Here is a 19,840-nt window from a genome sequence, read left to right as displayed (position 1 = left end):
CCCGACCCGGGCGGCCGCCGCAACCGTGGCGGGTGAGAGGAGGAACCCGGATCCCGGCGCCCGGTTCCCGGGAGCGGCGCCCGACGCCAGGGGAAGCGCAGTCCAGGCGGCGCCGCGGGCGCCGGGTCAGAGTTTCACCACGAGCTTCCCGAAGTTGCGGCCCTTCAGGAGGCCGATGAAGGCCTCGGGCGCCTGTTCGAGACCTTCCACGATGTCCTCCCGGTAGCGGATCCGCCCGTCGCGGAGCCATTCGGCGACGTCGCGCAGGAAGGCGGGCTCCTGGTCGGCGAAGTCCCAGACGATGAAGCCCCGGAAGGTGAGGCGCTTGCTCAAGGTGGCGCGCATCAGCGCCGGCACCCGGTCCGGGCCGGGAGGGAGCTCGGTCATGTTGTAGTTCGCCACCAGGCCGCAGACCGGGATCCGGGCGAAATCGTTGAGGAGCGGCAGCACCGCGTCGAAGACGGCGCCGCCGACATTCTCGAAATAGACGTCGATCCCGTTCGGGCAGGCCGCCGCCAGCGCCCCCGGCAGGTCGGCGCTGCGGTGGTCGACCGCGGCGTCGAAGCCGAGCTCCTCGGTGAGGTGGCGGCACTTGTCGGGGCCGCCCGCGATCCCGACCGCCCGCGCGCCCTTCAGCTTGGCGATCTGACCGACCAGGGAGCCCACCGGCCCGGTCGCGGCCGCCACCACGACCGTCTCGCCGGGCTTGGGAGCGCCGATGGTGAGCAGGCCCGTGTAGGCGGTCATCCCCGGCATGCCGAGGATCCCGAGCGCGGTGGTGACCGGGGCGACCGCGGGATCGAGCTTGCGCAGGCCTCTCCCATCCGAGACCGCGAAATCCTGCCAGCCGCCATAGGCCAGCACCGTGTCGCCGGCCGCGAAGCCGGGATTGTGGGAGGCCACCACCTCCGCGACCGTGCCGCCGACCATGACCTCGTTGATCTCGACCGGCTTGGCGTAGGATTTCGCCGCGCTCATCCGGCCGCGCATGTAGGGATCGAGGGACAGGTAGCGGTTGCGCAGCAGCACCTCGCCCTCCCGCGGGACCGGCACGGCGCCCCGTTCGAGCCGGAAATGCGCCGGGTTCGGCTCGCCGTGCGGGCGGGCGGCGAGGACGATGCGGCGGTTGAGGTCTGACATGGGGGTCTCCCTGGCATGGCCGCCGGCGGGCGCGGCGTGCGCGACGCCCCGGACTTGGTGCCCGGGCGGCTTCGGGTCAACGCCACGCTTGCCCGGGGCGGGCCGAGGGCGCGGCCGGCGCGCCCGCCGCCTCCCCTGGCCCCCGGGGCGCCCGGATCTATTTCCGCGCCGAGCCCCTCGCCGGACCGTTCCGATGATCCTGACCACGCTCCTGCCGGCCGCGCTCGCCGCCGCCGCGCTCGCGCCGACGCCCGCCGCCGGCTCACCCCTGGACCGCTACCGCTGGAAGGCGCGCCTGCTCGTGGTCGCCGCAACCCCGGACGACCCGCGCGTCGCGGCGCAGCGGCGCGTCCTCGCGCGGCACGAGGCCGGGGCGGCGGAGCGGAACCTCGTCCTCGTCGAGGCGGTCGGTGCGGGTCCGCAGGCAGCGGCGATCCGGCGGGCGCTCGCCCTGCCGGCGCAGGAGTTTCGCGCCGTGCTGGTGGGCAAGGACGGCACCGCCAAGCTCAGGGCCGCCGCGCCGATCCCCGCCGAGACGCTCTTCGCCACCATCGACGCCATGCCGATGCGCCGCGACGAGGCCGGCCGGCGCTGAGGCGGGGCCGCCCGAGGACGGCCCCGCTGTGACGGCCCCGCTGTCGCGGTCAGTAATCGCAGCGGGTCACCAGGACGCGCCGGTAGCCGTAGGGCGTCCAGCGCACCCGAGGCACTTGGTAACAGCCGCCGTAATCGTCGTAGCCGTAGCCGTAATAGCTCGCCGGGTAGTAGCCCCCGTAATAGTACGGGTAGGCCGAGGCGGCCGCGAGGCCGAGTCCGAGGCCGAGGCCCAGGCCGGCGGCGCCGTAGCCGTAGCCCCGGCGGTAACCGTAGCCGCGGTAGCCGTAGCCGCGATAGCCGTAGCCCCCGTAGCCGAACCGGGCGCCGCGGAAGCCGTAGCCGCCGCCGAAGGCCGGCCGTCCGAGACCGGCGCCGAAGCCCGCATTCCGGGAGCCGCCCCCGAAGCCGGCGCCGCGGAACCCGCCTCCCGCGAACCCGCCGCGGAACCCGCCCCCGCCGAGGCCGCCGCGGAATCCGCCCCCGCCGAGGCCGCCGCGGAAGCCGCCGCCACCGCCGTGGAAGCCGCCGCCGCCGAAGCCGCCGCGCGCCTCCGCCATCGTCGGGGCCAGCATAAGCGCGCCCACCAGGGCTGCCGACGCCACCATCACGCGTGTCATGTCGTCATCTCCGAATTGCGACCTGTCCCAAAAGGAAACGCGGCTGCGAGGGTTTCGGTCCCCGCTGCACAGGAAGGTGATCGCGTGCTACCGAGCGGCCCGGCGAGGCGAACGCGAGGGCCGGACATGCTTGGTTGGGGCGGGGCGAGGGCGTGGACCGCGGGGGCGCTGCTGCTCTGGGCCGTCGCGGCGCGCGCGGCCGAGCCCTGCGTGCCGGTCAGCCACGAGGGCGAGCGCTTCGTCGCCTGCACGGTGGACCTGCGCAGGAGCCGGATCAAGCTGTTCTGGCGCGGCGCCGACGGGCAGCCCTACGCCTCCCTCGGCCGCCTCGCCGCCGCGCAGGGCAAGGGGCTCAGCTTCGCGATGAATGCCGGCATGTACGATGCCGGTCTCGCGCCGGTCGGCCTCTACGTGGAGGAGGGGCGCGAGCTCAAAGCCGCCAACACGGCGAACGGCCCCGGCAATTTCCACCTCAAGCCGAACGGCGTCTTCTACGTCAGCGGCGACCGGGCCGGCGTGCTGGAGACCGGCCGCTACCTGCGCGCCCGCGTGCGGGCCGAGTACGCGACCCAGTCCGGGCCGATGCTGGTGCTCGCCGGCCGCATCCACCCGAAGATCTCGACGAACGGTCCCTCGCTGAAGATCCGCAACGGCGTCGGGGTGAGGCCCGACGGGCACGTCGCCGTCTTCGCCATCTCGGAGGCGCCGGTCACCTTCGGGGCCTTCGCCCGGCTGTTCCGCGACGCGCTCGGCTGCCCGAACGCGCTCTTCCTCGACGGCAGCGTGTCGAGCCTCTACGCGCCCGCGCTCAACCGCCAGGACCTGAGCCGCCCCCTCGGGCCGCTTATCGGCGCGGTCCCGCGCTGAGGCCCATTTCCTTCCCGCGGCCGATGGTCTACCTGACGCCGCGATGAACCGCACCGCGCTCTATGCCGGGTCCTTCGATCCGGTGACCAACGGCCACGTGGACGTGATCCGGCAGGCCTGCCGGCTGGTCCCGCGGCTCGTCATCGCCATCGGGGTTCATCCGGGCAAGACGCCCCTGTTCGGCGCCGAGGAGCGGGCGGAGCTGCTGCGGGAGATCTGCGCGCCCCTCGCCGCCGCGGAGGGCGCGGCGCTCGACGTGGTCACCTTCGACGATCTCGCGGTCTCGGCGGCGCGGCGGGTCGGGGCGAGCCTGTTCATCCGCGGCCTGCGCGACGGGACCGACCTCGACTACGAGATGCAGCTCGCGGGGATGAACGGCGCCATGGCCCCGGAGGTGCAGACGGTCTTCCTGCCGGCCTCGACCGGCGTGCGCCCGATCACCGCCACGCTGGTGCGCCAGATCGCCGCGATGGGGGGCGACGTGCGGCCCTTCGTGCCCGATCTCGTGGCCGAGCGCCTGCGCGCCCGCTTCGCCAAGCCGTGATTTTCTAAGCCTTGATCCGCCAAGCCTTGATTCGCCAAGCCTTGTTTCGCAAAGCCCTGGGCCGATCCCGGCCGCATTCCCCAGCTGAAGGAGATTTCCCGATGATCCGCTGGCTCGTCGCCCTGGCGTTCACCGTCGCGGCATCCTTCGGCGCCGCCGCGGCGCCGGACGCCAACACGGTCTACCTCGACACCAAGGACGGCCGCATCACCATCCAGCTGCGGCCCGAACTCGCGCCCAAGCACGCGCAGCAGATCAAGACGCTGGTCCGGCAGGGCTTCTACAACGGCGTGCCGTTCCACCGGGTGATCGACGGGTTCATGGCCCAGACCGGCGACCCGACCGGCACCGGCACCGGCAAGTCGAAGCTGCCCGACCTGCCGGCCGAATTCACGCCGACGCCGTTCAAGCGCGGCACGGTCGGCATGGCCCGCTCGCAGGACCCGAACTCCGCCAACTCGCAGTTCTTCATCTGCTTCGACGAGGCGCCCTTCCTCAACAACCAGTACACGGTGGTGGGCACCGTCACCGCCGGCATGGACGTGGTCGACAAGATCAAGAAGGGCGCGAAGTCCGCCAACGGCCAAGTGCAGAACCCCGACAAGATCGTCCGGATGACGCTGGCCCAGGATGGTCAGTAGCGGGCCCGGACCGGCGGGGCTGATCGCCGCGGCGGCGGCGCTCGCCCTGGCGGCCGGCCCGGCCGCCGCCCAGTTCGAGGACGACGAGGCCCCGCTGCTGCCCTCGCTGCCCACGACCCTGCGGGCGACGGTGCGGGTGCCGGTCGACCGCGCCGCCCTGGTCTCTCCCGCCAACACGCTGGTCCAGCTCTACCCGGCGCTGGCCGCCTGCTGGGACCCGCCGCCCGGCCTCGGGCGCGGCCAGGTCACCCTGCGGCTGAGCCTCACCCGCGACGGGCGCCTCGCAGGCGTGCCGCGCGTGACCTTCGCCAGCCTGCCGCCCGAGCGGCGCCGGCCGCTCGTCGAGGCGGCGCAGCGGGCGGTCCGGGCCTGCACCCCGGTCGCCCTCACGGCGGCCCTGGGCGGGGCCGTCGCGGGCCGCCCCATCGCCCTGCGTTTCGTGTATTCCGGAGAAAAGGAGACCCGGCATGAGTGACCAGAACACCCTCGTGATGGAGACGACCAAGGGCCGCGTCGTCATCCAGCTGCGCCCCGACCTCGCCCCCAACCACGTCGAGCGGATCCGTACCCTGGCGGAGCAGGGCTTCTACGACGGCGTGCCGTTCCACCGGGTGATCGACGGGTTCATGGCCCAGACCGGCGACCCGACCGGCACCGGCACCGGCGGCTCGGACCTGCCCGACCTCAAGGCCGAATTCAACGCCGAGCCGCACGTGCGCGGCACCTGCTCGATGGCCCGCACCAGCTTCCCGCACTCGGCGAATTCGCAGTTCTTCATCTGCTTCGCGGACGCGCCCTTCCTCAACCGCCAGTACACTGTCTGGGGCAAGGTGACCGAGGGCATGGAGGTGGTCGACCAGATCAAGCGCGGCGAGCCCGTGCGCGACCCGGACAAGATCGTCTCGATGCGGGTGAAGCAGGCCGCCTGAGCGGCACTCCGCGCCGCCTGAGCGGCGATCCGGCGCCGGTCCCGCAGGGGTCGGCGGCCACCCCGCGCCCTGGACGATGCCGCGCAGGGCCGTCCGGATGGGCGCCCGCCCCGGGCGCCCCGCGGGTCACTGCAGCGTCGGCTCGCTCCCCGATCCCCGCACGAGTTCCATCTCGGTCACGGCGATCAGCACCTCGGCGCGGGTCTTCAGGTCCGGCGCCTCAAGCATCGCCTGCTTCTCGCGCGGGCCGAACGGGCTCATCATGCAGAGCGCGTTGACCAGCGCCTCGTTGGGCGCCTCCTCGATCCCTGCCCAGTCGACCTTGAGGTCGTTGGCCTCCACGAAATCCTTGAGCGCCCGCAGCACGCCCGCTCGGTCGACCCGCTCCTCGCCCGCCCGCGCGTGGAAATCCGCCGTGAAGGGATCGAAGCTCACCCGGCAGAGCCGGTAGGGCGTGGTCGTCGCCATCTCCTCCTCGACCCGGAACCGGGCGATGCCGGTGAGCGAGATCAGGTAGCGGCCGTCGCCGGTCTCGGCGAACTGCGTGATCCGCCCGGCGCAGCCGACGCGGTAGAGCTTCGGGGCGAGGGGCTGCTCGCTCGCGTCGACGTCGGGCTGGATCATCCCGATCACCCGGTCGGAGCGCAGCGCGTCGTCCACCATGGCGAGGTAGCGCGGCTCGAAGATGTTGAGCGGCATCTGGCCGCGGGGCAGCAGCAGCGCCCCCGGAAGCGGAAAGACCGGGATCACGGTCGGGCAATCGCCGGGACCCTTGTACGCCACGTTCATGCTCATCGCGCCGCCCCCGCCCCTGTCCGCGGCCGGCCCCCGGGGCGCGTGGCGCCCCGGCCGGCCTGTCACTTACGAGAACATCAGCGACGACAGCTTGCGCCGGCCCCGGATGGTCATCGGGTCCATCGGGCCCCAGGCCTCGAAGAACTGCAGCAGCTGCTTGCGCGCGGCGTCCTCGTTCCAGCCCCGGTCGCGCCGCACGATCTCGATCAGGTGGTTGACCGCATCCTCCTGGCGGCCCCGAGCATTGAGCCCGAGCGCCAGATCGAAACGCGCCTGGTGGTCGGACGGCTCCGACTCCACCTGCCGCTGCAGCGCGCCGAGATCGCCCAGGGAGGCGGCCTGCTCGGCGAGGTCGATGGCGGCGCGCACGCTGGCCACCGCGGCGCTCTTGGCCGCCTCCGGCGGGGCCGCGTCGAGGAACTGGCGCGCACCCTCGACGTCGCCGCGGTCGAGGACGAGCTTGGCCAGGGCCGCGATCGCGCCCGCGTGGCCGGGCTCCTGCGCCAGGACGGCGCTGTAGATCTCGGCGGCCGCGTCGGAATCGCCCTCCTGGGCCACGGCCTCCGCCTCGGCCATCAGGGCCTCGACGTCGGTCGGCCCGAGCGGGCCGACGAGGCGCTCGATGAAGGCCTTCACCTGGCCCTCGGGCAGGGCGCCCATGAAGCCGTCGACCGGCTGGCCGCGCTGGAAGGCGATCACGGCCGGGATCGACTGGATGCCGAGCTGGCCGGCGATCTGCGGGTGCTCGTCGATGTTCATCTTGACGAGCTTCACCTTGCCGCCGGCATTCTTGACCGCCTTCTCGAGGATCGGCGTCAGCTGCTTGCAGGGGCCGCACCAGGGCGCCCAGAAGTCGACCAGCACGGGCTGCCGCAGGGACTCCTGCATGACGTCCTGGCGGAAGGCGTTGGTGGTGGTGTCCTTGATCAGGGCGTCCGCGGGCGCTTGGCCGGCCGCGGGGGTGTCGGTGAGCATGAAGACCTCGGGGAAACGACGGGCGTTTCGACGGTTCCGGATAGTCCGGTGGAGTGTGACCGCCAAGACATGGGGTCGCACCGCCAGCCTGACTAGTGCGCCGGCACCACCGCCGCCAAGCAAAATCCTGCGGCGAAATCCTGCGGCGAAATCCTGCGGCGACTCCCTGCGGGGGCCGGCCCCGGGCGCCTCGCCGCGAGGCTTGCCTGTCCGGTCCCGCCCGCGTAGGCGCGGGGCACCATGCGCGCGCTGATCGACCTTCTCCGCGTGATGCGGCCGCCGGAGCGGCGGCGCATCACCCTGCTCGCCCTCGGCCTCGCCGCGGCGGGCCTGCTGGAGATCGCCGGGGTCGCCTCGGTCGTGCCCTTCCTCACCCTGGTCGGCGATCCCGGCGCGGCCTCACGCCAGCCCGTGGTGGCGGCCCTGCGCGCGACGCTCGGTCTCACCGACGACCGCGCCTTCCTGATGGCGACCGGGCTCTCGGCGCTCGGCGCGATCCTCACCGTCAGCGTCGTGAATGCGGGCCTCACCTACGCGCAGCTCCTGTTCGCGCACCTCACCGGCTACGGCCTCGCCCGGCGCCTGCTCGCCCGCTACGTCACCCGCGACCGGCTCTTCTTCGCCCGCACCAACAGCGCCGAACTCGCCAAGAACGTGCTCAGCGAGACCGACCGGCTCGTGATCGGGGTGCTGACGCCGGGCTTCGTCATCGCCTCGCGGGCGGTCTCGGCCGGGGCGGTCGCGCTCTTCCTCCTCCTTTACGCGCCGGCGCTGGCGCTGATCCTGGGGGCCGGGTTCGGCAGCCTCTACGTCGGGCTCTACCTGCTCGTGCGCGCGCGCCTCGCCCGGATCGGCGCCCGGGCCACGGCCGACAACGAGACGCGCTTCCGCGTCGTGCAGGAGACCTTCGGGGCCCTGACGGAACTCTCGCTCTACGGCCGGGTCGGGTCGTTCACGGCCCGCTTCGACGCGCCCGCCCGGGCCTATGCGCGCGCCAGCGCGGCGAGCCTCGTGACCGGGCAGCTGCCGCGCTACGTCATCGAGGCGCTCGCCTTCGGCGGGGTCATCGTGGTGGTGCTCTACGCCCTGGCGCGCGGGCTCGACACGGCCGCGCTCCTCCCGCTCCTCGGCCTGTTCGCCTTCGCGGGCTACCGGATGCTCCCGGCCTTCCAGAACATCTTCAACTCCCTGGCGCAGCTGCGCTTCTACCTGCCGGCACTGGGCCGGATCGTGGACGAGCTCGCCCGCGAGCACCCGCTGCCGCCCCGGCCCGCCGAGCGCCTGCCCTTCCGCGAGGCGATCCGCTTCGAGGGCGTCTCCTTCGCGTACGAGCCCGGGCGGCCGGTGCTGCGCGGTCTCGACCTCGCCATCGCGGCCCACACCACCGTCGGGCTCGTCGGGCGCACCGGCTCGGGCAAGTCGACCCTGGTCGGGCTGCTCCTCGGCCTCGTCGTCCCGGGCGAGGGCGCGATCCGGATCGACGGCGTTCCCCTCGACGCGGCGCGCCTGCCCGCGTGGCAGAACCGGATCGGCTACGTGCCGCAGGACGTGTTCCTGATCGACGGCACCGTCGCCGAGAACATCGCCCTCGGCGTCGCCGCGCCCGATCCCGCCGCGATCGCGCGGGCCGCGCGCCTCGCGGGGCTCGACCCGGTCGTCGCCGCCCTGCCGGCGGGCTTCGAGACCGCCGTCGGCGAGCGCGGCGCGCGCCTGTCGGGGGGGCAGCGCCAGCGCATCGGCATCGCCCGCGCGCTCTACCACGACCCGGACGTGATCGTGTTCGACGAGGCGACCTCCGCCCTCGACGGCGAGACCGAGGCCGCCGTGATGGCCGCCATCGCGGCTCTGGCGGGCACCCGCACCATCGTGATGGTCGCCCACCGCCTCACCAGCCTCGCCCGCGCGGACGTGATCCACGTGCTCGAGGACGGCCGCGTCGCCGAGTCCGGCCCGCCCGAGACGGTGCTGCCGCGGCTCGGGCGCCTCGAACCGGCGTGATCGCCTCGCGGGCGCCAATTTCACAGTTGAAAAATGTATAACCTCTTATATCTCGACGTCAGCTCGGATTTAGGCTAGGCGTGAGGCGGAGCCGGCTCAGGGAGCCGCTGCGTCATCTTCGCCGCCCAGGAGATATCCACATGGCCGACGCCGCCATCACCGCCTCGGATACGGGCCGCGCGCCCGGCCACGGCCGCGTCTTCGGGTCGATCACCGAGACCATCGGCAACACCCCGCTCGTGCGGCTGAACCGGCTGCCCAGGGAGCGCGGCGTCGAGGCCGAGATCCTGCTGAAGCTCGAATTCTTCAACCCGATCGCCTCCGTGAAGGACCGCATCGGCGTGAACATGATCGACGCGCTCGAAGCCTCGGGCGACCTGAAGCCCGGCGGCACCCTGGTCGAGCCGACCTCCGGCAATACCGGCATCGCGCTCGCCTTCGTGGCGGCGGCCCGCGGCTACCGGCTGATCCTGGTCATGCCCGAGACGATGTCGCTGGAGCGCCGCAAGATGCTGGCCTTCCTCGGCGCCGAACTGGTGCTCACCCCCGGCCCGCAGGGCATGAAGGGTGCGGTCGCCAAGGCCGAGGAACTCCTCAGGGAGATCCCGGGCTCGGTGATGCCCCAGCAGTTCAACAACCCGGCCAATCCCGAGATCCACCGCAAGACCACCGCGGAGGAGATCTGGAACGACACGCAGGGCCGGCTCGACGTCTTCGTATCGGGCGTCGGCACCGGCGGCACCATCACGGGGGTCGGACAGGTGCTGAAGCCGCGGCTGCCGCAGCTGCGGCTGGTCGCGGTCGAGCCGGAGGATTCCCCGGTGCTCTCGGGCGGCAATCCCGGCCCGCACAAGATCCAGGGCATCGGCGCCGGCTTCGTGCCGAACGTGCTCGACCGCGACGTCATCGACGAGGTGGTGACGGTGTCGAACCAGACCGCCTTCGAGACCGCCCGCCTGCTCGGCCGGCTGGAAGGCATTCCGGGCGGCATCTCGACGGGCGCCAACGTGGCGGCGGCCCTGGAGATCGGCGCCCGGCCCGAGAATCGGGGCAAGCGCATCGTCACCGTCGCCTGCTCCTTCGCCGAGCGCTACATCTCCTCGGCGCTGTTCGACGGGATCTGACCGCGGAGCGGTCCGGCCTCCCGCGCCCGCGGGCGGCCGGCCGCCTCATCCGACATCCGGTTGATCGCTTCGCGATGTGGATGTCGGCTTCGCTCAGGCGCCGCGCGGGCTTGGCATACGACATCCGACGAATTGCTTCGCAATGCGGATGTCGGCTTCGCTCAGGCGCCGCGCGGGCTTGGCATACGACATCCGGTTGATCGCTTCGCCATCTCGCATTTCGGCGATGCGGATGTCGGCTTCGCTCAGGCGCCGCGCTCAGGCGCCGCGCGGGCTCGTGAGCCGGGACCCGCTTCGATCGAGCGGATCCCGGATCAGGCGACCAATTCGGGCTTGCCGGCCGTGCAATCCGGCACCGAGCGCCGGAACAGGGCCGCGCAGCGCGATTCCCGGTGCACGCTCAGGATCGAGGCCCGGTCGATATCCGGGTTCTCGGCCAGGATCCGGCGCACATCCTCGACGAGCTGCCCGTAGCGCGCCGGATCGTAGCCGCTCTCCAGCGGGCTCACGGCGATGTAGGCCTCGACGACCAGAACCTTCTCGGCCGTCTCCCGCGTGACCTCCGCGGCGATCCAGGCGGATTTCACGAGGCGGTTCGGCATGACCATGGCATACCTCCAGGATCGGGAGCCGCTCTCCCGGCGGCTTGTCTCCGCCCGAGACTGCGACAGGACGCGGCGGGATGAAAGAGGGTGGGCCGGGTTTCGCCCCGTTTCGCTCCGTCACCGGGCCCGGCGGAAGGCCGAATCCTCGTGAATGCGGATCGCGCCGGGCAACTTCGCGCCGCGCCGCCTGTTGAACCCGGATCGCGACACCAGCCGCAGGAGCCGAGCATGGGGCCGGGCATGACGAGGACCGACGGAACGGACCGGGACTTCGACCGCGAGTCGGATCGCGCCGGCGCGGCGGGCCGGGACCGCCAGCCGCCGCGCGGGCGCCCGGAGGGGGCCGGACGCCCGGCCGACGCTCCGCCGCCCGCGGCGAAAGAGGCGATCGCGCGGGCCACCGCCGCCCTCGGCGACGAGGAGGACGGCCGATGAGCGACGAGACCCGGGAGCAGGCCCGTCCGGCGCGCACCGACCGGCCGGTGACGGCCGAGGATTTGAAGGGCGTGGCGGCGGTGCCGCAGGACGGCAAGGGAGCGGAGAACCGCTCGGGTGCCGACGCGTCCGACCGGCAGGGCGACGAGACCGATCCCGGCACCGGCTGACGTCTCGACGGCGGCGCGCCCGCACCCCATCTTGGCCCGGTTCCGCGGGGCGTCTCGGCCTCGCCCGACCAGGAGAGCGCGATGGCGACGCGGGGGTTCACGGGCCGGCGCCCGTCACGGCCTGTCGAGGAGCGGCTGCCGCCCGGGCAGTACCTGACCGAGGATTTCCCGGTCCTGCAGCTCGGCCCGACCCCCCGCATTGCGCTGCGGGATTGGCGCTTCACCCTCTGGCAGGGCCCCAGGCCGCTGAAGAGCTGGACCTGGGAGGAGTTCCAGACCCTGCCGCGCAGCGGATGGCGCGGGGACATCCATTGCGTGACGAAGTGGTCGAAGTTCGACACGGGCTGGGAGGGAGTTCGCGTCGACGACCTGCTGACGGCGGCCGGGATCGCGGCCCCGACCGCCTTCGTGCTCGCCGAGGGCTACGACGACTACACCACCAACGTCCCCTTCGCCGATCTCGCGGGCGACCGGGCGATGGTGGCGACCCACTACGACGGCGCGCCGATCGCGCCCGACCACGGCGGCCCGGCCCGGCTCCTGGTGCCGCACCTGTACTTCTGGAAGAGCGCCAAGTGGGTGAAGGGCCTGCGCTTCACCCCGAAGGACGAGGCCGGGTTCTGGGAGCTGCGCGGCTACCACATGTACGGCGACCCCTGGCGCGAGCAGCGCTTCTCGGACGATTGAGGTGGTCCTCGCCTGGCAGGAGGCGGTGATCACCGGCATCGCCGCCGAGACGCCGCGGGTGAAGCGCTTCACGCTGCGGCCCGACCGACCCTTCGCCTTCCGGGCCGGCCAGCACGTGGACGTGCGCCTGACCGCCCCCGACGGCTACCAGGCGCAGCGCAGCTACTCGATCGCCTCCGCGCCGGGCTCCGACGCCTTCGACCTGATGATCGAGCGCCTCGACGCCGGCGAGGTCTCGACCTTCTTCGCGGACGTGGCGGAGGCCGGCGACCGGATCGAGCTGCGCGGGCCGATCGGCGCCTTCGCCTGGGGGGCGGGGGAGGGCGGACCCCTCCTGCTGGTCGGGGGCGGCTCGGGCGTGGTGCCGCTCCTGTCGATGCTGCGCCACCGCGCCGCGGCCGCGCCGGGCGTGCCCGCGCTCCTCGTCTACTCGGCGCGCACGCCCGACGAGGTCATCGCCCGCGAGGAATTGCTGCGGCGGGACGCGGACGAGCCGCATTTTCAGCTGATGCTGACCCTTACCCGCGTGCCCGGAGGGCGGCGCCTGGACGCGGCGCGCGTGGCGGAGGCGCTGGCCCGCCTCGGCCCGCCCGCGCACGCCTTCGTGTGCGGCGGCAACCCGTTCGTGAGCGCCGCGAGCGACCTCCTGATCGATGCGGGCGTCGCGCGCGGCCTCATCCGCACGGAGCGGTTCGGGGGCTGAGGCGATGGTCCCGCCGCGGCGGCTCGGCCGCGCTTGACCGGCGGCGGCATCCGCGCCACGGCGGGCGCCTCGCAAGCCCCGGAGACCGCCCCGATGAGCCCGGAGACGAATCACGACCTCGTCGCGCGCCTCGCCGCCCGCCTCGGCCCGGCCGGGCTCCTCACGGCGGAGAGCGACGTCGCGCCCTACGCCGTCGATTGGCGCCGGCTCTTTCCCGGGCGCCCGGCCTGCGTCGCCCGCCCGGCCTCGACCGGGGAGGTCGCCGAGGTCGTGCGGCTGTGCCGCGAGGCCGGCGCGGCGATCGTGCCCCAGGGCGGCAATACCGGGCTCGCGGGCGGTGCCGCGCCGGATCGGTCCGGCACGCAGGTCGTGCTCTCCCTCGGCCGCATGGCGGCGATCCGGGCGGTCGATCCGGTCGGGCTGACCCTCACGGCCGAGGCCGGCTGCGTGCTCAGGACCGCGCAGGACGCCGCCGCCGCGGTGAACCGCGTCCTGCCGATCAGCTTCGCGGCCGAGGGCTCGGCCATGGTCGGGGGCGTCGTCGCCACCAATGCGGGCGGGCTCAACGTCGTGCGCCACGGCATGACCCGCGCCAACGTGCTGGGGCTCGAAGTCGTGCTCGCCGACGGCAGCGTCGTCGCGGGCCTGCGCGCCCTGCGCAAGGACAATGCCGGCTACGACTGGAAGCAGCTCTTCGTCGGCTCGGAGGGCACGCTCGGCGTGATCACCGCCGCGGTGCTGCGGCTCTCCGCGCGCCCGCGCCACGTGGCGACGGCGCTCCTCGCCGTGCCGGATCCCGAGGCGGCGCTTCGCCTCTTCACCCTCGCCCAGGACGAACTCGGCGAGGCCATCCAGGCCTTCGAGCTGATCTCCGGCCTCTCCCTCGCCCTGGTCGCCCGCCACGGCGGCCCGCGCAACCCGCTCGGCCCGAGCCCCTGGTACGTCCTCGTCGAGGCCGCCTCCTCGCTTCCCGCCCTGCGCGAGGCGGCCGAGGCCGTGCTCGGCGCGGCGCTGGAGCAGGGTGACGCGCAGGACGGCGTGCTGGCCGAGTCGGGCCAGCAGGCGGCCGGGCTGTGGGCCCTGCGCGAGGGCATCACCGAGGCCGAGGCGAAGGAGGGGCGGGGCGTCAAGCACGACGTCTCGGTGCCGATCGCCGCCATCCCGGCCTTCCTGGCCGCGGCGGACCGGGCCCTCGCGGACAAGCTGCCCGGCGCGCGGCCCAACGCCTTCGGCCACATGGGCGACGGCAACATCCATTACAACGTGCTGGCGACGGCCGACCAAGCGGGCGAGGCGGTCAACGCCGTCGTCCACGACGTGGTCGAGGCCTTCGGCGGCAGCATCTCGGCCGAGCACGGCATCGGCCAGTACCGGGCGGCGGAACTGGTCCGGCGCCGCACCCCGGAGGAGATCGCCCTCGCGCGCCGGATCAAGGCCGCCCTGGACCCGGAGGGCCTGCTCAACCCGGGCAAGGTGCTGCCCCTCTGAAGGGCGGCGCGACTCGGGGGAGAGGGAGACCGCCCGACGCGACGCCCGGACCGGGGGTCAGTTCACCGGCTGCTCGTCGAGGCGGAACGCGAAGGTCGCGCTGTACTCGTCGCGGTCGGCGAGGTCGGGCGTCGCCGAGGGGCTGACGCTGTGGCGCGCCGTGATCAGCTGCGCCCCCGCCTTGCGGATCGGCACCGTCGCCACGCCCTCCGCGTCCGTGAGGACGCGCGGCGCCTGCGCCGGGTCGAGGTCGGCGCTGCCCTCGCCGTAATTCACCACCGCCCCGGCGAGGGGCTCGGAGCGGAACAGCACGCGCACCCGGATCGCCCCGGCGGTGGCGGCCGGCACTTCGAGCGGCACGATCTCCAGCGTGTGGCCCACGACCTTCGACCAGGGGGCGGCGGGGCCGAGGGCGGCCTTGGCGAAGCGCACGGCCCAGCGGCTGTCCCGGGCGTCCGGGACGAGGCGGCGGCTGGTGTTGCGGCCGCTCCCGTCCATGAGCGTCACCCAGTAGCCGCTGTCGTAGGTCGCGGCGAGGAGCGTGCGGGCGGCCTTGGTCGGCAGGGCGGCCACGAGCGCGGGCGGCACCTCCGGCGGGCTCGGCGTCAGGGGCGCCACCAGGCTGACGGTCTGGTCGGGCGTGATCGCCTGCAGGTCGATCACCTTGGGCTTGGCCGGGGCCAAGCGCTGCCGCGGAGAGCCGAAATTCACCCGGACCTGCGGCCCCGCCTCCGGCGTGCTCAGGGTCAGCCACAGGTCGTGCGCGCGGGCCGGCGCGGTGAGCACCGCCAGGGCCGCCACCGCCACCGCCACCGGCCGCGGGCTGCGGAAAGGAAACATCGGCCGCTCTGCCTCCTGGCGTGTGGGGAGAACCGCTCACACGTGGGGTTCGCGAACGCGAGGTCAAGCGGGAGCGCGCCGTCCGGGAGGGGCGCGGACGGCCTCCGACGCGGCTTTCAGGCGCGGCGCCCCCCGGGCTGCGCCGCCCCGAGGCCCGCGCCCGCAAGTCGCGACCGAGCGCCCTTTCATGAACGATACCACATCCGCGCCGGTCGCATCTTGCCGAAACTGTGCAGACACTTTCGCCTCGTGCGGAATCGCACCTCACGGGCGCATAGCGGCCGTGCTGTGCCCGCGAGGTCTTGCCGAGCAGCCCAGAAAGATACCAGAGTTCCGCCCGGCCGATTGGGGATGATCGGTCTTTCTCCAGGTCGATGCTTCGGCCCCCCCGCCTCGGGGGAGCGCCCCCGCACGCCTGGGCCGCAGCCGCCGGGGGGCACCGTCATGCCGCTGTCGCAGGGCGAATTCTCTGATCTGGTCGGCCGCATCTACGATTGCGGGCGCGATCCGGAGCTCTGGCCGGACACGCTCGCGCGGCTCGTCGAGGCGCTCGGCGCCGTGGCAGGCTGGATCGGCGTGCACGATGCCGAGACCGGAACCGGGCGGCTCGCCGTCGATGTCGGGCTGTCGCCGGATCACCGCTCCCTCTACGCGGAGCGCTTCGCCGGCCTCTCCCCGCTCGCCCTGGGCACGTGGTTCACGCAGGTCGGCGACGTGGTCGGCCTCTCGGAGCTCATCGACCGGGACGCGTTCCGCGGCACGCATTTCTACCGGGAATGGTGCCGGCCGCAGCAGGTCGAGGACCTGATCGCCGGCGTGCTGACCAAGGCCTCGGGGGGATGCGGCAGCCTGTCGGCCTCCTTCGACCGGCCGGTCTCGCTGGAGGCGCGGGAGCTGATGACGCTCCTGCTGCCGCACGTGCGCCGGGCCGTCGAGACGGGCCAGCTCCTCGCCGAGCAGAGCGGCGAGGCGGAGGGCCTGTCCTCGGCCATGGACGCGCTCAGCCTGGGCGTGTTCCTGCTCGACGCGGCGGGCCGGGTGCTGCGCGCGAACGCCGCCGCCGAGGCGATCCTGCGCCAGGGCGACGCCCTGCGGCGCCTGCCGGCGGGCACGCTGGCCACGGCGGAGCCCTGGTCGCAGGGGGCGCTCGAGGGGGCCCTCGCGGCCTGCCGCGACGACGACCGCACCCGCTGCCGCGCGGCGCTGCCGTTCCCCTCGCGCCGCGGGTCCAGGCCGCGGGGCGGCCTCGTCGGGCAGATCGTCCCGGTCCGCGGCGCGGCCTGCGGGTCCCGGGCGGGGCGGGGGGGCGAGGGGGAACGCCAGCCGGTGGCGGCCCTGTTCGTGCAGGATCCCGACGCGGCCGTGTCGATTCCGAGCGAGGCGCTGGAGCGCCTCTACGGGCTGACCCAGGGCGAATTGCGGGTGCTGCGGGGCCTGATGCAGGACATGACCCTGAGCGAGATCGCCGAGGCCTACGGCATCGGCGTGGCGACGGTGCGCACGCACCTCGCGCGCCTGTTCGACAAGACCGGGACCCGCCGGCAGGCCGAGCTGCTGCGGGCGGTGATGGCCGCCGCCCCGGCTTTGCGCCCCGCCGAGGCGCGCCCCGGCCCGGCCGGGCGCCTCGCCGCGACCGCGTGAGCCCGGGACGCTGACGCACCGGGCCGGTGACGCTCTCGCATGGTCGACACGCGCCAAGGGCTCGACGGCCCTTCGTGAACCGAACCGGCGGTCACGCCTCGTCACCGCCGGTCTGGCGAAGGCCGGTCACCTACCCACTCCGCTTGATCCCTTCGGGACGGCGGTTGGGGGCGTCGCTCACGCGCCGCGCGGGCGCGTGAGACGGGATCCGCCTGGATAGGATCAGCCATCGGAGGCCCGCGCCGCCTCCAGCGCCAGCCTCACCAGCCGCTGGCGGGCGGGGGCGTCGGAGGGGCAGCCCTCGGCGAGCCACGCCGCCCGCGCCGCGGCCAGCGCCCGCCCGAGCCCCGGTCCCGGGGCGGCCCCGCCGGCCACGAGCTGCGCCCCCGTCACCGGGAAAAGCGGCACCGCGATGCGGCCCGCCGCGAGGGAGGCGAGCAGCTCCCGTGCCTCCTCGTTGAGGATGGGGCGGGGCTCGCCCGCGAGGATCATCGTCGCGTCGATGATTGCCGGAAGGCCGTGCCGGGCGACCTGCCGGCGGAGCGCGGCGGCGTCGATCGCCTCCGTCGCCCCGTGCAGCGCCGCGAGGGCGGCCGCGGCGCCCGCGAGCCGCGCGTGCTCGGCCTTGGAGAGCCGCAGCCCCTCGCGCAGCCGGTCGGCATCCGCCTCCGACTGCACCGCCAGGGCGGCGAGCCGGCGCACCGGGTCGGGCGGGTCGTCGCGGGAGCGCAGCCGCGCGAGGCGGCCGAGATCGCCGATCCCGCCGAGGAGCCGCTGCAGCAGCCCGGTCGCGGACATGACCGCGACCACCTCGGGCGCGCCCGGCGCCGCGACGAGCTTCAGCATCTCGACCCGGACCCTCTCCCGGGACAGGGTGGCGAGGCCGTCGCGCGCGGCGATCGCGGCGGCGAGGCCGGCGGGATCGAGGGGACCGCGCCCGTAGCGGGCGTGGAAGCGGAAGAAGCGCAGGATCCGGAGGTAATCCTCGCGGATGCGCTGGGCCGGATCGCCGATGAAGCGCACCCGCCCGGCCGCGAGGTCGGGCAGGCCGCCGACGGGGTCGTGCAGGTGCCCGCCCGCATCCGCGAACAGCGCGTTGATGGTGAAGTCGCGCCGCGCCGCGTCCCGGCCGAAATCCCGGCCGTAGCGCACCACCGCGTGGCGGCCGTCCGTCTCCACATCCTCGCGCAGGGTCGTGACCTCGAAGGGCTCGCCGTGGGCCACCACCGTGACGGTGCCGTGGCTGATCCCGGTCGGGACCGGCTTCAGCCCCGACGCGGCGGCGCGCCGCATCACCGTCTCGGGCAGGAGCGTCGTGGCGAGGTCCACATCCGCCACGGCGCGGCCGAGCAGCGCGTCCCGCACCGCCCCGCCGACGAGGCGGGTCTCCTCGCCGGGCAGGGCGAGGGCGTCCAGCACCTTGCGCAGGGGGGCGCGGGCCAGCAGGGCCGCGAGGCCGCCCGCGTCGCGCAGGCTCATCGGAACTGTCCGGGCACGACCCGGCCGTTCTCGATGTGGGTCGGGACGAAGCCGTGCCCGTGCCGCTCGGCGAACAGGCCCGCCGCCAGGAGCGAGCCCACCACGAGGACCGCGCCCGCCAGCGCGAGCCGCAGGGCGTGGTCGCTCCAGTGGAGCCAGACCAGCGGGCTGCGCCGGCTGAGCACGAGGTAGATCCCGAACAGCGCGAAGGGCAGGAAGAACAGGATCAGGTCGTCGGCAACGGCGCGGATCATCGCGGGGCAGCCTGGCCGGGGCCGGAAGGAGCGGCCGCCGGCGCCCCGGCGAGCCGGTCGGAGAAGTTGCGCAGGATGCCGGCCGTCACGCCCCAGATGTAGCGCTCGCCGAACGGGATCGCGTAGTAGCGCCGCTGGCGCCCGCGCCATTCGCGGCTGTGCAGGGCGTGGTTGGCGAGGTCCATCAGGAAGGCGAGCGGCACCTCGAAGGCCTCCGCCACCTCGTTCGGGTTGAGGCTGAGCGGCGCGGCCGGATCGACCAGGCCGACGACCGGCGTCACCAGGAAGCCGGTGCCCGACAGGTAGGCGTCGAGGTAGCCGAGCGGGCGCACGAAGCCGCGCAGCAGGCCGATCTCCTCCTCGGCCTCGCGCAGGGCCGCCGCCAGCGGGGAGGGGTCGGCCGGGTCGATCTTGCCGCCCGGGAAGGCGATCTGCCCGGAATGGTCGCGCAGGTGGGCCGCGCGCTGCGTGAACAGGACGGTGACGCCCTCCGGCCGGGCCAGGACCGGCACCAGCACGGCGGCGGCCCTCGGCGGGCGCGCGAGCGCGGCCGTCAGCACGTCGGGCTCGACGTCGTGGTCGCCGCGCGGGTTCGAGGTCGGCTCGAGGGGGCCGGGCGGCTCGGCCCGCAGCCCCGCCGCGGCCCGCGCCAGGAAGAGCTCGACCGCGGAGGGATGCGGCGCGGGGGAGGCGCTCACGACAGCTCCGCGGACGGCAGGATCGGGTGGAAGCGCCCGCCCGCCGCGAGGCCGAACCAGCGCGCGCCCTCGACCTCGCGCTCCTCGCAGAGATCGACGAGGTCGTAGACGAGGGCGCGGGTCACCAGCGCCCAGAGCCCGTGGCGGACGTGGATGTAGGGCTTGAGGCCGCCCTCGGCGTCGCGCTCGAAGCGCATTCCGTGCGCCTCGTCGAGCGGCACGAGGTCGTCGAGGTTGGTGCGGAAGGCGAGGCGGCGCGCCTCGCCCTCGCCCTCCACGGCCATCTCGACGGCCAGGAAGGGCGCGTCCTCGACCTCGATCCCGACCCGCTCGACCGGGGTGACGAGCACGATCCGCCCGTCCGGGTCCCGCCGCAGGATCGAGGCGAAGAGGCGCACCAGGGCCGGCCGCGCGATCGGGCTGCCGTTGTAGTGCCAGGTGCCGTCCGCGGCGATCCGCATCGGGATCTCGCCGCAATAGGCCGGATTCCAGCGCTCGACCGGGGGCGGCCCGCGCCGGCCCGCCTCCGGCCCGAGGGCGGCGGCGAGGCGCGCGAGCGGGCCCGGCGAGGGGGATTCCGGTGAGGCGGGGCCGGACGAAGTCTGCGTCATGC

General features: G+C 74.1%; 24 protein-coding genes. 14 read left to right on the top strand and 10 right to left on the bottom strand.

Going from position 1 to position 19,840, the window contains the following annotated elements; translation table 11 throughout:
- Positions 1–126: 126 nt before the first annotated feature.
- Positions 127–1,140 carry an NADP-dependent oxidoreductase gene (locus MET2598_RS0102820; protein ID WP_018259809.1) on the bottom strand — a complete coding sequence of 338 codons (1,014 nt, stop codon included), beginning with the start codon at positions 1,138–1,140 and terminating at the stop codon, positions 127–129.
- Between the two features lie 193 nt (positions 1,141–1,333).
- Here MET2598_RS0102820 and MET2598_RS0102815 point away from each other — a divergent pair, with 193 nt between their 5' ends.
- Positions 1,334–1,735, top strand: coding sequence for a DUF4174 domain-containing protein (locus tag MET2598_RS0102815; protein ID WP_012334186.1), 402 nt, complete (start codon positions 1,334–1,336; stop codon positions 1,733–1,735).
- A 49-nt stretch (positions 1,736–1,784) separates the two neighbouring features.
- Here the strand turns inward: MET2598_RS0102815 and MET2598_RS0102810 are convergent, their stop codons facing one another.
- Complete coding sequence (locus MET2598_RS0102810; RefSeq protein WP_018259808.1) at positions 1,785–2,354, bottom strand: hypothetical protein; 570 nt, start codon at positions 2,352–2,354, stop codon at positions 1,785–1,787.
- Positions 2,355–2,480: 126 nt separating this feature from the next.
- Between MET2598_RS0102810 and MET2598_RS0102805 the strand changes: the two genes are divergently transcribed.
- The 5 genes from MET2598_RS0102805 (at position 2,481) to MET2598_RS0102785 (ending at position 5,335) form a co-directional block, all read left to right on the top strand.
- Positions 2,481–3,221 (top strand): phosphodiester glycosidase family protein, encoded by a 741-nt coding sequence (locus tag MET2598_RS0102805; RefSeq protein ID WP_018259807.1) that lies wholly within the window; start codon positions 2,481–2,483, stop codon positions 3,219–3,221.
- A gap of 43 nt (positions 3,222–3,264) precedes the next feature.
- Positions 3,265–3,765 carry a pantetheine-phosphate adenylyltransferase gene (gene coaD, locus MET2598_RS0102800; RefSeq protein WP_012334189.1) on the top strand — a complete coding sequence of 167 codons (501 nt, stop codon included), beginning with the start codon at positions 3,265–3,267 and terminating at the stop codon, positions 3,763–3,765.
- 101 nt (positions 3,766–3,866) lie between these two features.
- The gene (locus MET2598_RS0102795) at positions 3,867–4,406 is read left to right on the top strand and encodes a peptidylprolyl isomerase (RefSeq protein WP_012334190.1); all 540 of its coding nucleotides are present in this window, start codon (positions 3,867–3,869) and stop codon (positions 4,404–4,406) included.
- Positions 4,396–4,881, top strand: a complete 486-nt coding sequence (locus MET2598_RS0102790) for a hypothetical protein (RefSeq protein ID WP_018259806.1) — start codon at positions 4,396–4,398, stop codon at positions 4,879–4,881. The genes MET2598_RS0102795 and MET2598_RS0102790 overlap by 11 nt, the downstream gene beginning before the upstream one ends.
- Positions 4,874–5,335 carry a peptidylprolyl isomerase gene (locus tag MET2598_RS0102785; RefSeq protein WP_012334192.1) on the top strand — a complete coding sequence of 154 codons (462 nt, stop codon included), beginning with the start codon at positions 4,874–4,876 and terminating at the stop codon, positions 5,333–5,335. Before MET2598_RS0102790 ends, MET2598_RS0102785 begins: the two co-directional genes overlap by 8 nt.
- Positions 5,336–5,461: 126 nt before the next feature.
- Here the strand turns inward: MET2598_RS0102785 and MET2598_RS0102780 are convergent, their stop codons facing one another.
- The gene (locus MET2598_RS0102780) at positions 5,462–6,130 is read right to left on the bottom strand and encodes an LON peptidase substrate-binding domain-containing protein (RefSeq protein ID WP_012334193.1); all 669 of its coding nucleotides are present in this window, start codon (positions 6,128–6,130) and stop codon (positions 5,462–5,464) included.
- Between the two features lie 66 nt (positions 6,131–6,196).
- Positions 6,197–7,105 carry a thioredoxin gene (gene trxA / locus MET2598_RS0102775; RefSeq protein WP_012334194.1) on the bottom strand — a complete coding sequence of 303 codons (909 nt, stop codon included), beginning with the start codon at positions 7,103–7,105 and terminating at the stop codon, positions 6,197–6,199.
- A gap of 240 nt (positions 7,106–7,345) precedes the next feature.
- Here trxA and MET2598_RS0102770 point away from each other — a divergent pair, with 240 nt between their 5' ends.
- Together MET2598_RS0102770 and cysK are read left to right on the top strand one after the other, a co-directional pair.
- Complete coding sequence (locus MET2598_RS0102770) at positions 7,346–9,103, top strand: ABC transporter ATP-binding protein (RefSeq protein ID WP_018259805.1); 1,758 nt, start codon at positions 7,346–7,348, stop codon at positions 9,101–9,103.
- A 140-nt stretch (positions 9,104–9,243) separates the two neighbouring features.
- Positions 9,244–10,227: a cysteine synthase A gene (gene cysK / locus MET2598_RS0102765; RefSeq protein ID WP_012334196.1), complete on the top strand. Its 984-nt coding sequence runs from the start codon at positions 9,244–9,246 to the stop codon at positions 10,225–10,227.
- 314 nt (positions 10,228–10,541) lie between these two features.
- On the opposite strand, the gene MET2598_RS0102760 is transcribed toward cysK, so the two are convergent.
- The gene (locus tag MET2598_RS0102760; RefSeq protein WP_012334197.1) at positions 10,542–10,835 is read right to left on the bottom strand and encodes a hypothetical protein; all 294 of its coding nucleotides are present in this window, start codon (positions 10,833–10,835) and stop codon (positions 10,542–10,544) included.
- A gap of 237 nt (positions 10,836–11,072) precedes the next feature.
- On the opposite strand from MET2598_RS0102760, the gene MET2598_RS0102755 reads away from it, so the two are divergent.
- From MET2598_RS0102755 to MET2598_RS0102735, 5 genes are all read left to right on the top strand, one after another.
- On the top strand, positions 11,073–11,267 hold the full coding sequence (locus tag MET2598_RS0102755) for a hypothetical protein (protein WP_236728655.1): 195 nt from the start codon (positions 11,073–11,075) through the stop codon (positions 11,265–11,267).
- Positions 11,264–11,437: a hypothetical protein gene (locus MET2598_RS42010; protein WP_012334199.1), complete on the top strand. Its 174-nt coding sequence runs from the start codon at positions 11,264–11,266 to the stop codon at positions 11,435–11,437. The genes MET2598_RS0102755 and MET2598_RS42010 overlap by 4 nt, the downstream gene beginning before the upstream one ends.
- 81 nt (positions 11,438–11,518) lie before the next feature.
- On the top strand, positions 11,519–12,124 hold the full coding sequence (locus MET2598_RS0102745; protein ID WP_012334200.1) for a sulfite oxidase-like oxidoreductase: 606 nt from the start codon (positions 11,519–11,521) through the stop codon (positions 12,122–12,124).
- Position 12,125: 1 nt separating this feature from the next.
- Positions 12,126–12,827, top strand: coding sequence for an FAD-binding oxidoreductase (locus tag MET2598_RS0102740; protein ID WP_012334201.1), 702 nt, complete (start codon positions 12,126–12,128; stop codon positions 12,825–12,827).
- 93 nt (positions 12,828–12,920) lie between these two features.
- Entirely contained in the window at positions 12,921–14,315 is a 1,395-nt protein-coding gene (locus tag MET2598_RS0102735; RefSeq protein ID WP_026190469.1) for an FAD-binding oxidoreductase, read from the top strand.
- A 57-nt stretch (positions 14,316–14,372) separates the two neighbouring features.
- Here MET2598_RS0102735 and MET2598_RS0102730 read toward each other — a convergent pair whose 3' ends face one another.
- Positions 14,373–15,155 carry a DUF4198 domain-containing protein gene (locus tag MET2598_RS0102730; RefSeq protein WP_012334203.1) on the bottom strand — a complete coding sequence of 261 codons (783 nt, stop codon included), beginning with the start codon at positions 15,153–15,155 and terminating at the stop codon, positions 14,373–14,375.
- A gap of 444 nt (positions 15,156–15,599) precedes the next feature.
- Here MET2598_RS0102730 and MET2598_RS0102725 point away from each other — a divergent pair, with 444 nt between their 5' ends.
- On the top strand, positions 15,600–16,796 hold the full coding sequence (locus MET2598_RS0102725; protein ID WP_018259803.1) for a helix-turn-helix transcriptional regulator: 1,197 nt from the start codon (positions 15,600–15,602) through the stop codon (positions 16,794–16,796).
- Between the two features lie 222 nt (positions 16,797–17,018).
- On the opposite strand, the gene MET2598_RS0102720 is transcribed toward MET2598_RS0102725, so the two are convergent.
- From MET2598_RS0102720 to MET2598_RS0102705, 4 genes are read right to left on the bottom strand one after another with little or no spacing between them, the layout of a single operon-like run.
- The gene (locus MET2598_RS0102720; protein WP_018259802.1) at positions 17,019–18,275 is read right to left on the bottom strand and encodes a CCA tRNA nucleotidyltransferase; all 1,257 of its coding nucleotides are present in this window, start codon (positions 18,273–18,275) and stop codon (positions 17,019–17,021) included.
- On the bottom strand, positions 18,272–18,529 hold the full coding sequence (locus MET2598_RS0102715) for a DUF6111 family protein (RefSeq protein WP_012334206.1): 258 nt from the start codon (positions 18,527–18,529) through the stop codon (positions 18,272–18,274). Before MET2598_RS0102715 ends, MET2598_RS0102720 begins: the two co-directional genes overlap by 4 nt.
- A complete protein-coding gene (locus tag MET2598_RS0102710) occupies positions 18,526–19,227 on the bottom strand; it encodes a CoA pyrophosphatase (RefSeq protein ID WP_012334207.1) in 702 nt (233 codons plus the stop codon). Before MET2598_RS0102710 ends, MET2598_RS0102715 begins: the two co-directional genes overlap by 4 nt.
- The gene (locus MET2598_RS0102705) at positions 19,224–19,838 is read right to left on the bottom strand and encodes a DUF1285 domain-containing protein (protein ID WP_018259801.1); all 615 of its coding nucleotides are present in this window, start codon (positions 19,836–19,838) and stop codon (positions 19,224–19,226) included. The genes MET2598_RS0102710 and MET2598_RS0102705 overlap by 4 nt, the downstream gene beginning before the upstream one ends.
- Positions 19,839–19,840: the final 2 nt, after the last annotated feature.

Origin of the sequence: Methylobacterium sp. WSM2598, assembly GCF_000379105.1 — a bacterium.
Classification (GTDB): domain Bacteria; phylum Pseudomonadota; class Alphaproteobacteria; order Rhizobiales; family Beijerinckiaceae; genus Methylobacterium.
The sequence above is the reverse complement of the archived record's forward strand: the minus strand, read 5'-3'. Positions and strand labels throughout refer to the sequence as shown.

What these genes read in the sequence shown, in the direction of transcription:
- MET2598_RS0102745 (WP_012334200.1), top strand. Translation starts at nt 11,519, where the DNA reads ATGGCGACGCGGGGGTTCACGGGCCGGCGCCCGTCACGGCCTGTCGAG.
- MET2598_RS0102780 (WP_012334193.1), bottom strand. Translation starts at nt 6,130, where the DNA reads ATGAGCATGAACGTGGCGTACAAGGGTCCCGGCGATTGCCCGACCGTG.
- MET2598_RS0102725 (WP_018259803.1), top strand. Translation starts at nt 15,600, where the DNA reads ATGCCGCTGTCGCAGGGCGAATTCTCTGATCTGGTCGGCCGCATCTAC.
- MET2598_RS0102705 (WP_018259801.1), bottom strand. Translation starts at nt 19,838, where the DNA reads ATGACGCAGACTTCGTCCGGCCCCGCCTCACCGGAATCCCCCTCGCCG.
- MET2598_RS0102730 (WP_012334203.1), bottom strand. Translation starts at nt 15,155, where the DNA reads ATGTTTCCTTTCCGCAGCCCGCGGCCGGTGGCGGTGGCGGTGGCGGCC.
- MET2598_RS0102795 (WP_012334190.1), top strand. Translation starts at nt 3,867, where the DNA reads ATGATCCGCTGGCTCGTCGCCCTGGCGTTCACCGTCGCGGCATCCTTC.
- MET2598_RS0102735 (WP_026190469.1), top strand. Translation starts at nt 12,921, where the DNA reads ATGAGCCCGGAGACGAATCACGACCTCGTCGCGCGCCTCGCCGCCCGC.
- MET2598_RS0102715 (WP_012334206.1), bottom strand. Translation starts at nt 18,529, where the DNA reads ATGATCCGCGCCGTTGCCGACGACCTGATCCTGTTCTTCCTGCCCTTC.
- MET2598_RS0102770 (WP_018259805.1), top strand. Translation starts at nt 7,346, where the DNA reads ATGCGCGCGCTGATCGACCTTCTCCGCGTGATGCGGCCGCCGGAGCGG.
- cysK (WP_012334196.1), top strand. Translation starts at nt 9,244, where the DNA reads ATGGCCGACGCCGCCATCACCGCCTCGGATACGGGCCGCGCGCCCGGC.
- MET2598_RS0102755 (WP_236728655.1), top strand. Translation starts at nt 11,073, where the DNA reads ATGACGAGGACCGACGGAACGGACCGGGACTTCGACCGCGAGTCGGAT.
- MET2598_RS0102820 (WP_018259809.1), bottom strand. Translation starts at nt 1,140, where the DNA reads ATGTCAGACCTCAACCGCCGCATCGTCCTCGCCGCCCGCCCGCACGGC.
- coaD (WP_012334189.1), top strand. Translation starts at nt 3,265, where the DNA reads ATGAACCGCACCGCGCTCTATGCCGGGTCCTTCGATCCGGTGACCAAC.
- MET2598_RS0102810 (WP_018259808.1), bottom strand. Translation starts at nt 2,354, where the DNA reads ATGACACGCGTGATGGTGGCGTCGGCAGCCCTGGTGGGCGCGCTTATG.
- MET2598_RS42010 (WP_012334199.1), top strand. Translation starts at nt 11,264, where the DNA reads ATGAGCGACGAGACCCGGGAGCAGGCCCGTCCGGCGCGCACCGACCGG.
- trxA (WP_012334194.1), bottom strand. Translation starts at nt 7,105, where the DNA reads ATGCTCACCGACACCCCCGCGGCCGGCCAAGCGCCCGCGGACGCCCTG.
- MET2598_RS0102815 (WP_012334186.1), top strand. Translation starts at nt 1,334, where the DNA reads ATGATCCTGACCACGCTCCTGCCGGCCGCGCTCGCCGCCGCCGCGCTC.
- MET2598_RS0102785 (WP_012334192.1), top strand. Translation starts at nt 4,874, where the DNA reads ATGAGTGACCAGAACACCCTCGTGATGGAGACGACCAAGGGCCGCGTC.
- MET2598_RS0102760 (WP_012334197.1), bottom strand. Translation starts at nt 10,835, where the DNA reads ATGGTCATGCCGAACCGCCTCGTGAAATCCGCCTGGATCGCCGCGGAG.
- MET2598_RS0102720 (WP_018259802.1), bottom strand. Translation starts at nt 18,275, where the DNA reads ATGAGCCTGCGCGACGCGGGCGGCCTCGCGGCCCTGCTGGCCCGCGCC.
- MET2598_RS0102805 (WP_018259807.1), top strand. Translation starts at nt 2,481, where the DNA reads ATGCTTGGTTGGGGCGGGGCGAGGGCGTGGACCGCGGGGGCGCTGCTG.
- MET2598_RS0102790 (WP_018259806.1), top strand. Translation starts at nt 4,396, where the DNA reads ATGGTCAGTAGCGGGCCCGGACCGGCGGGGCTGATCGCCGCGGCGGCG.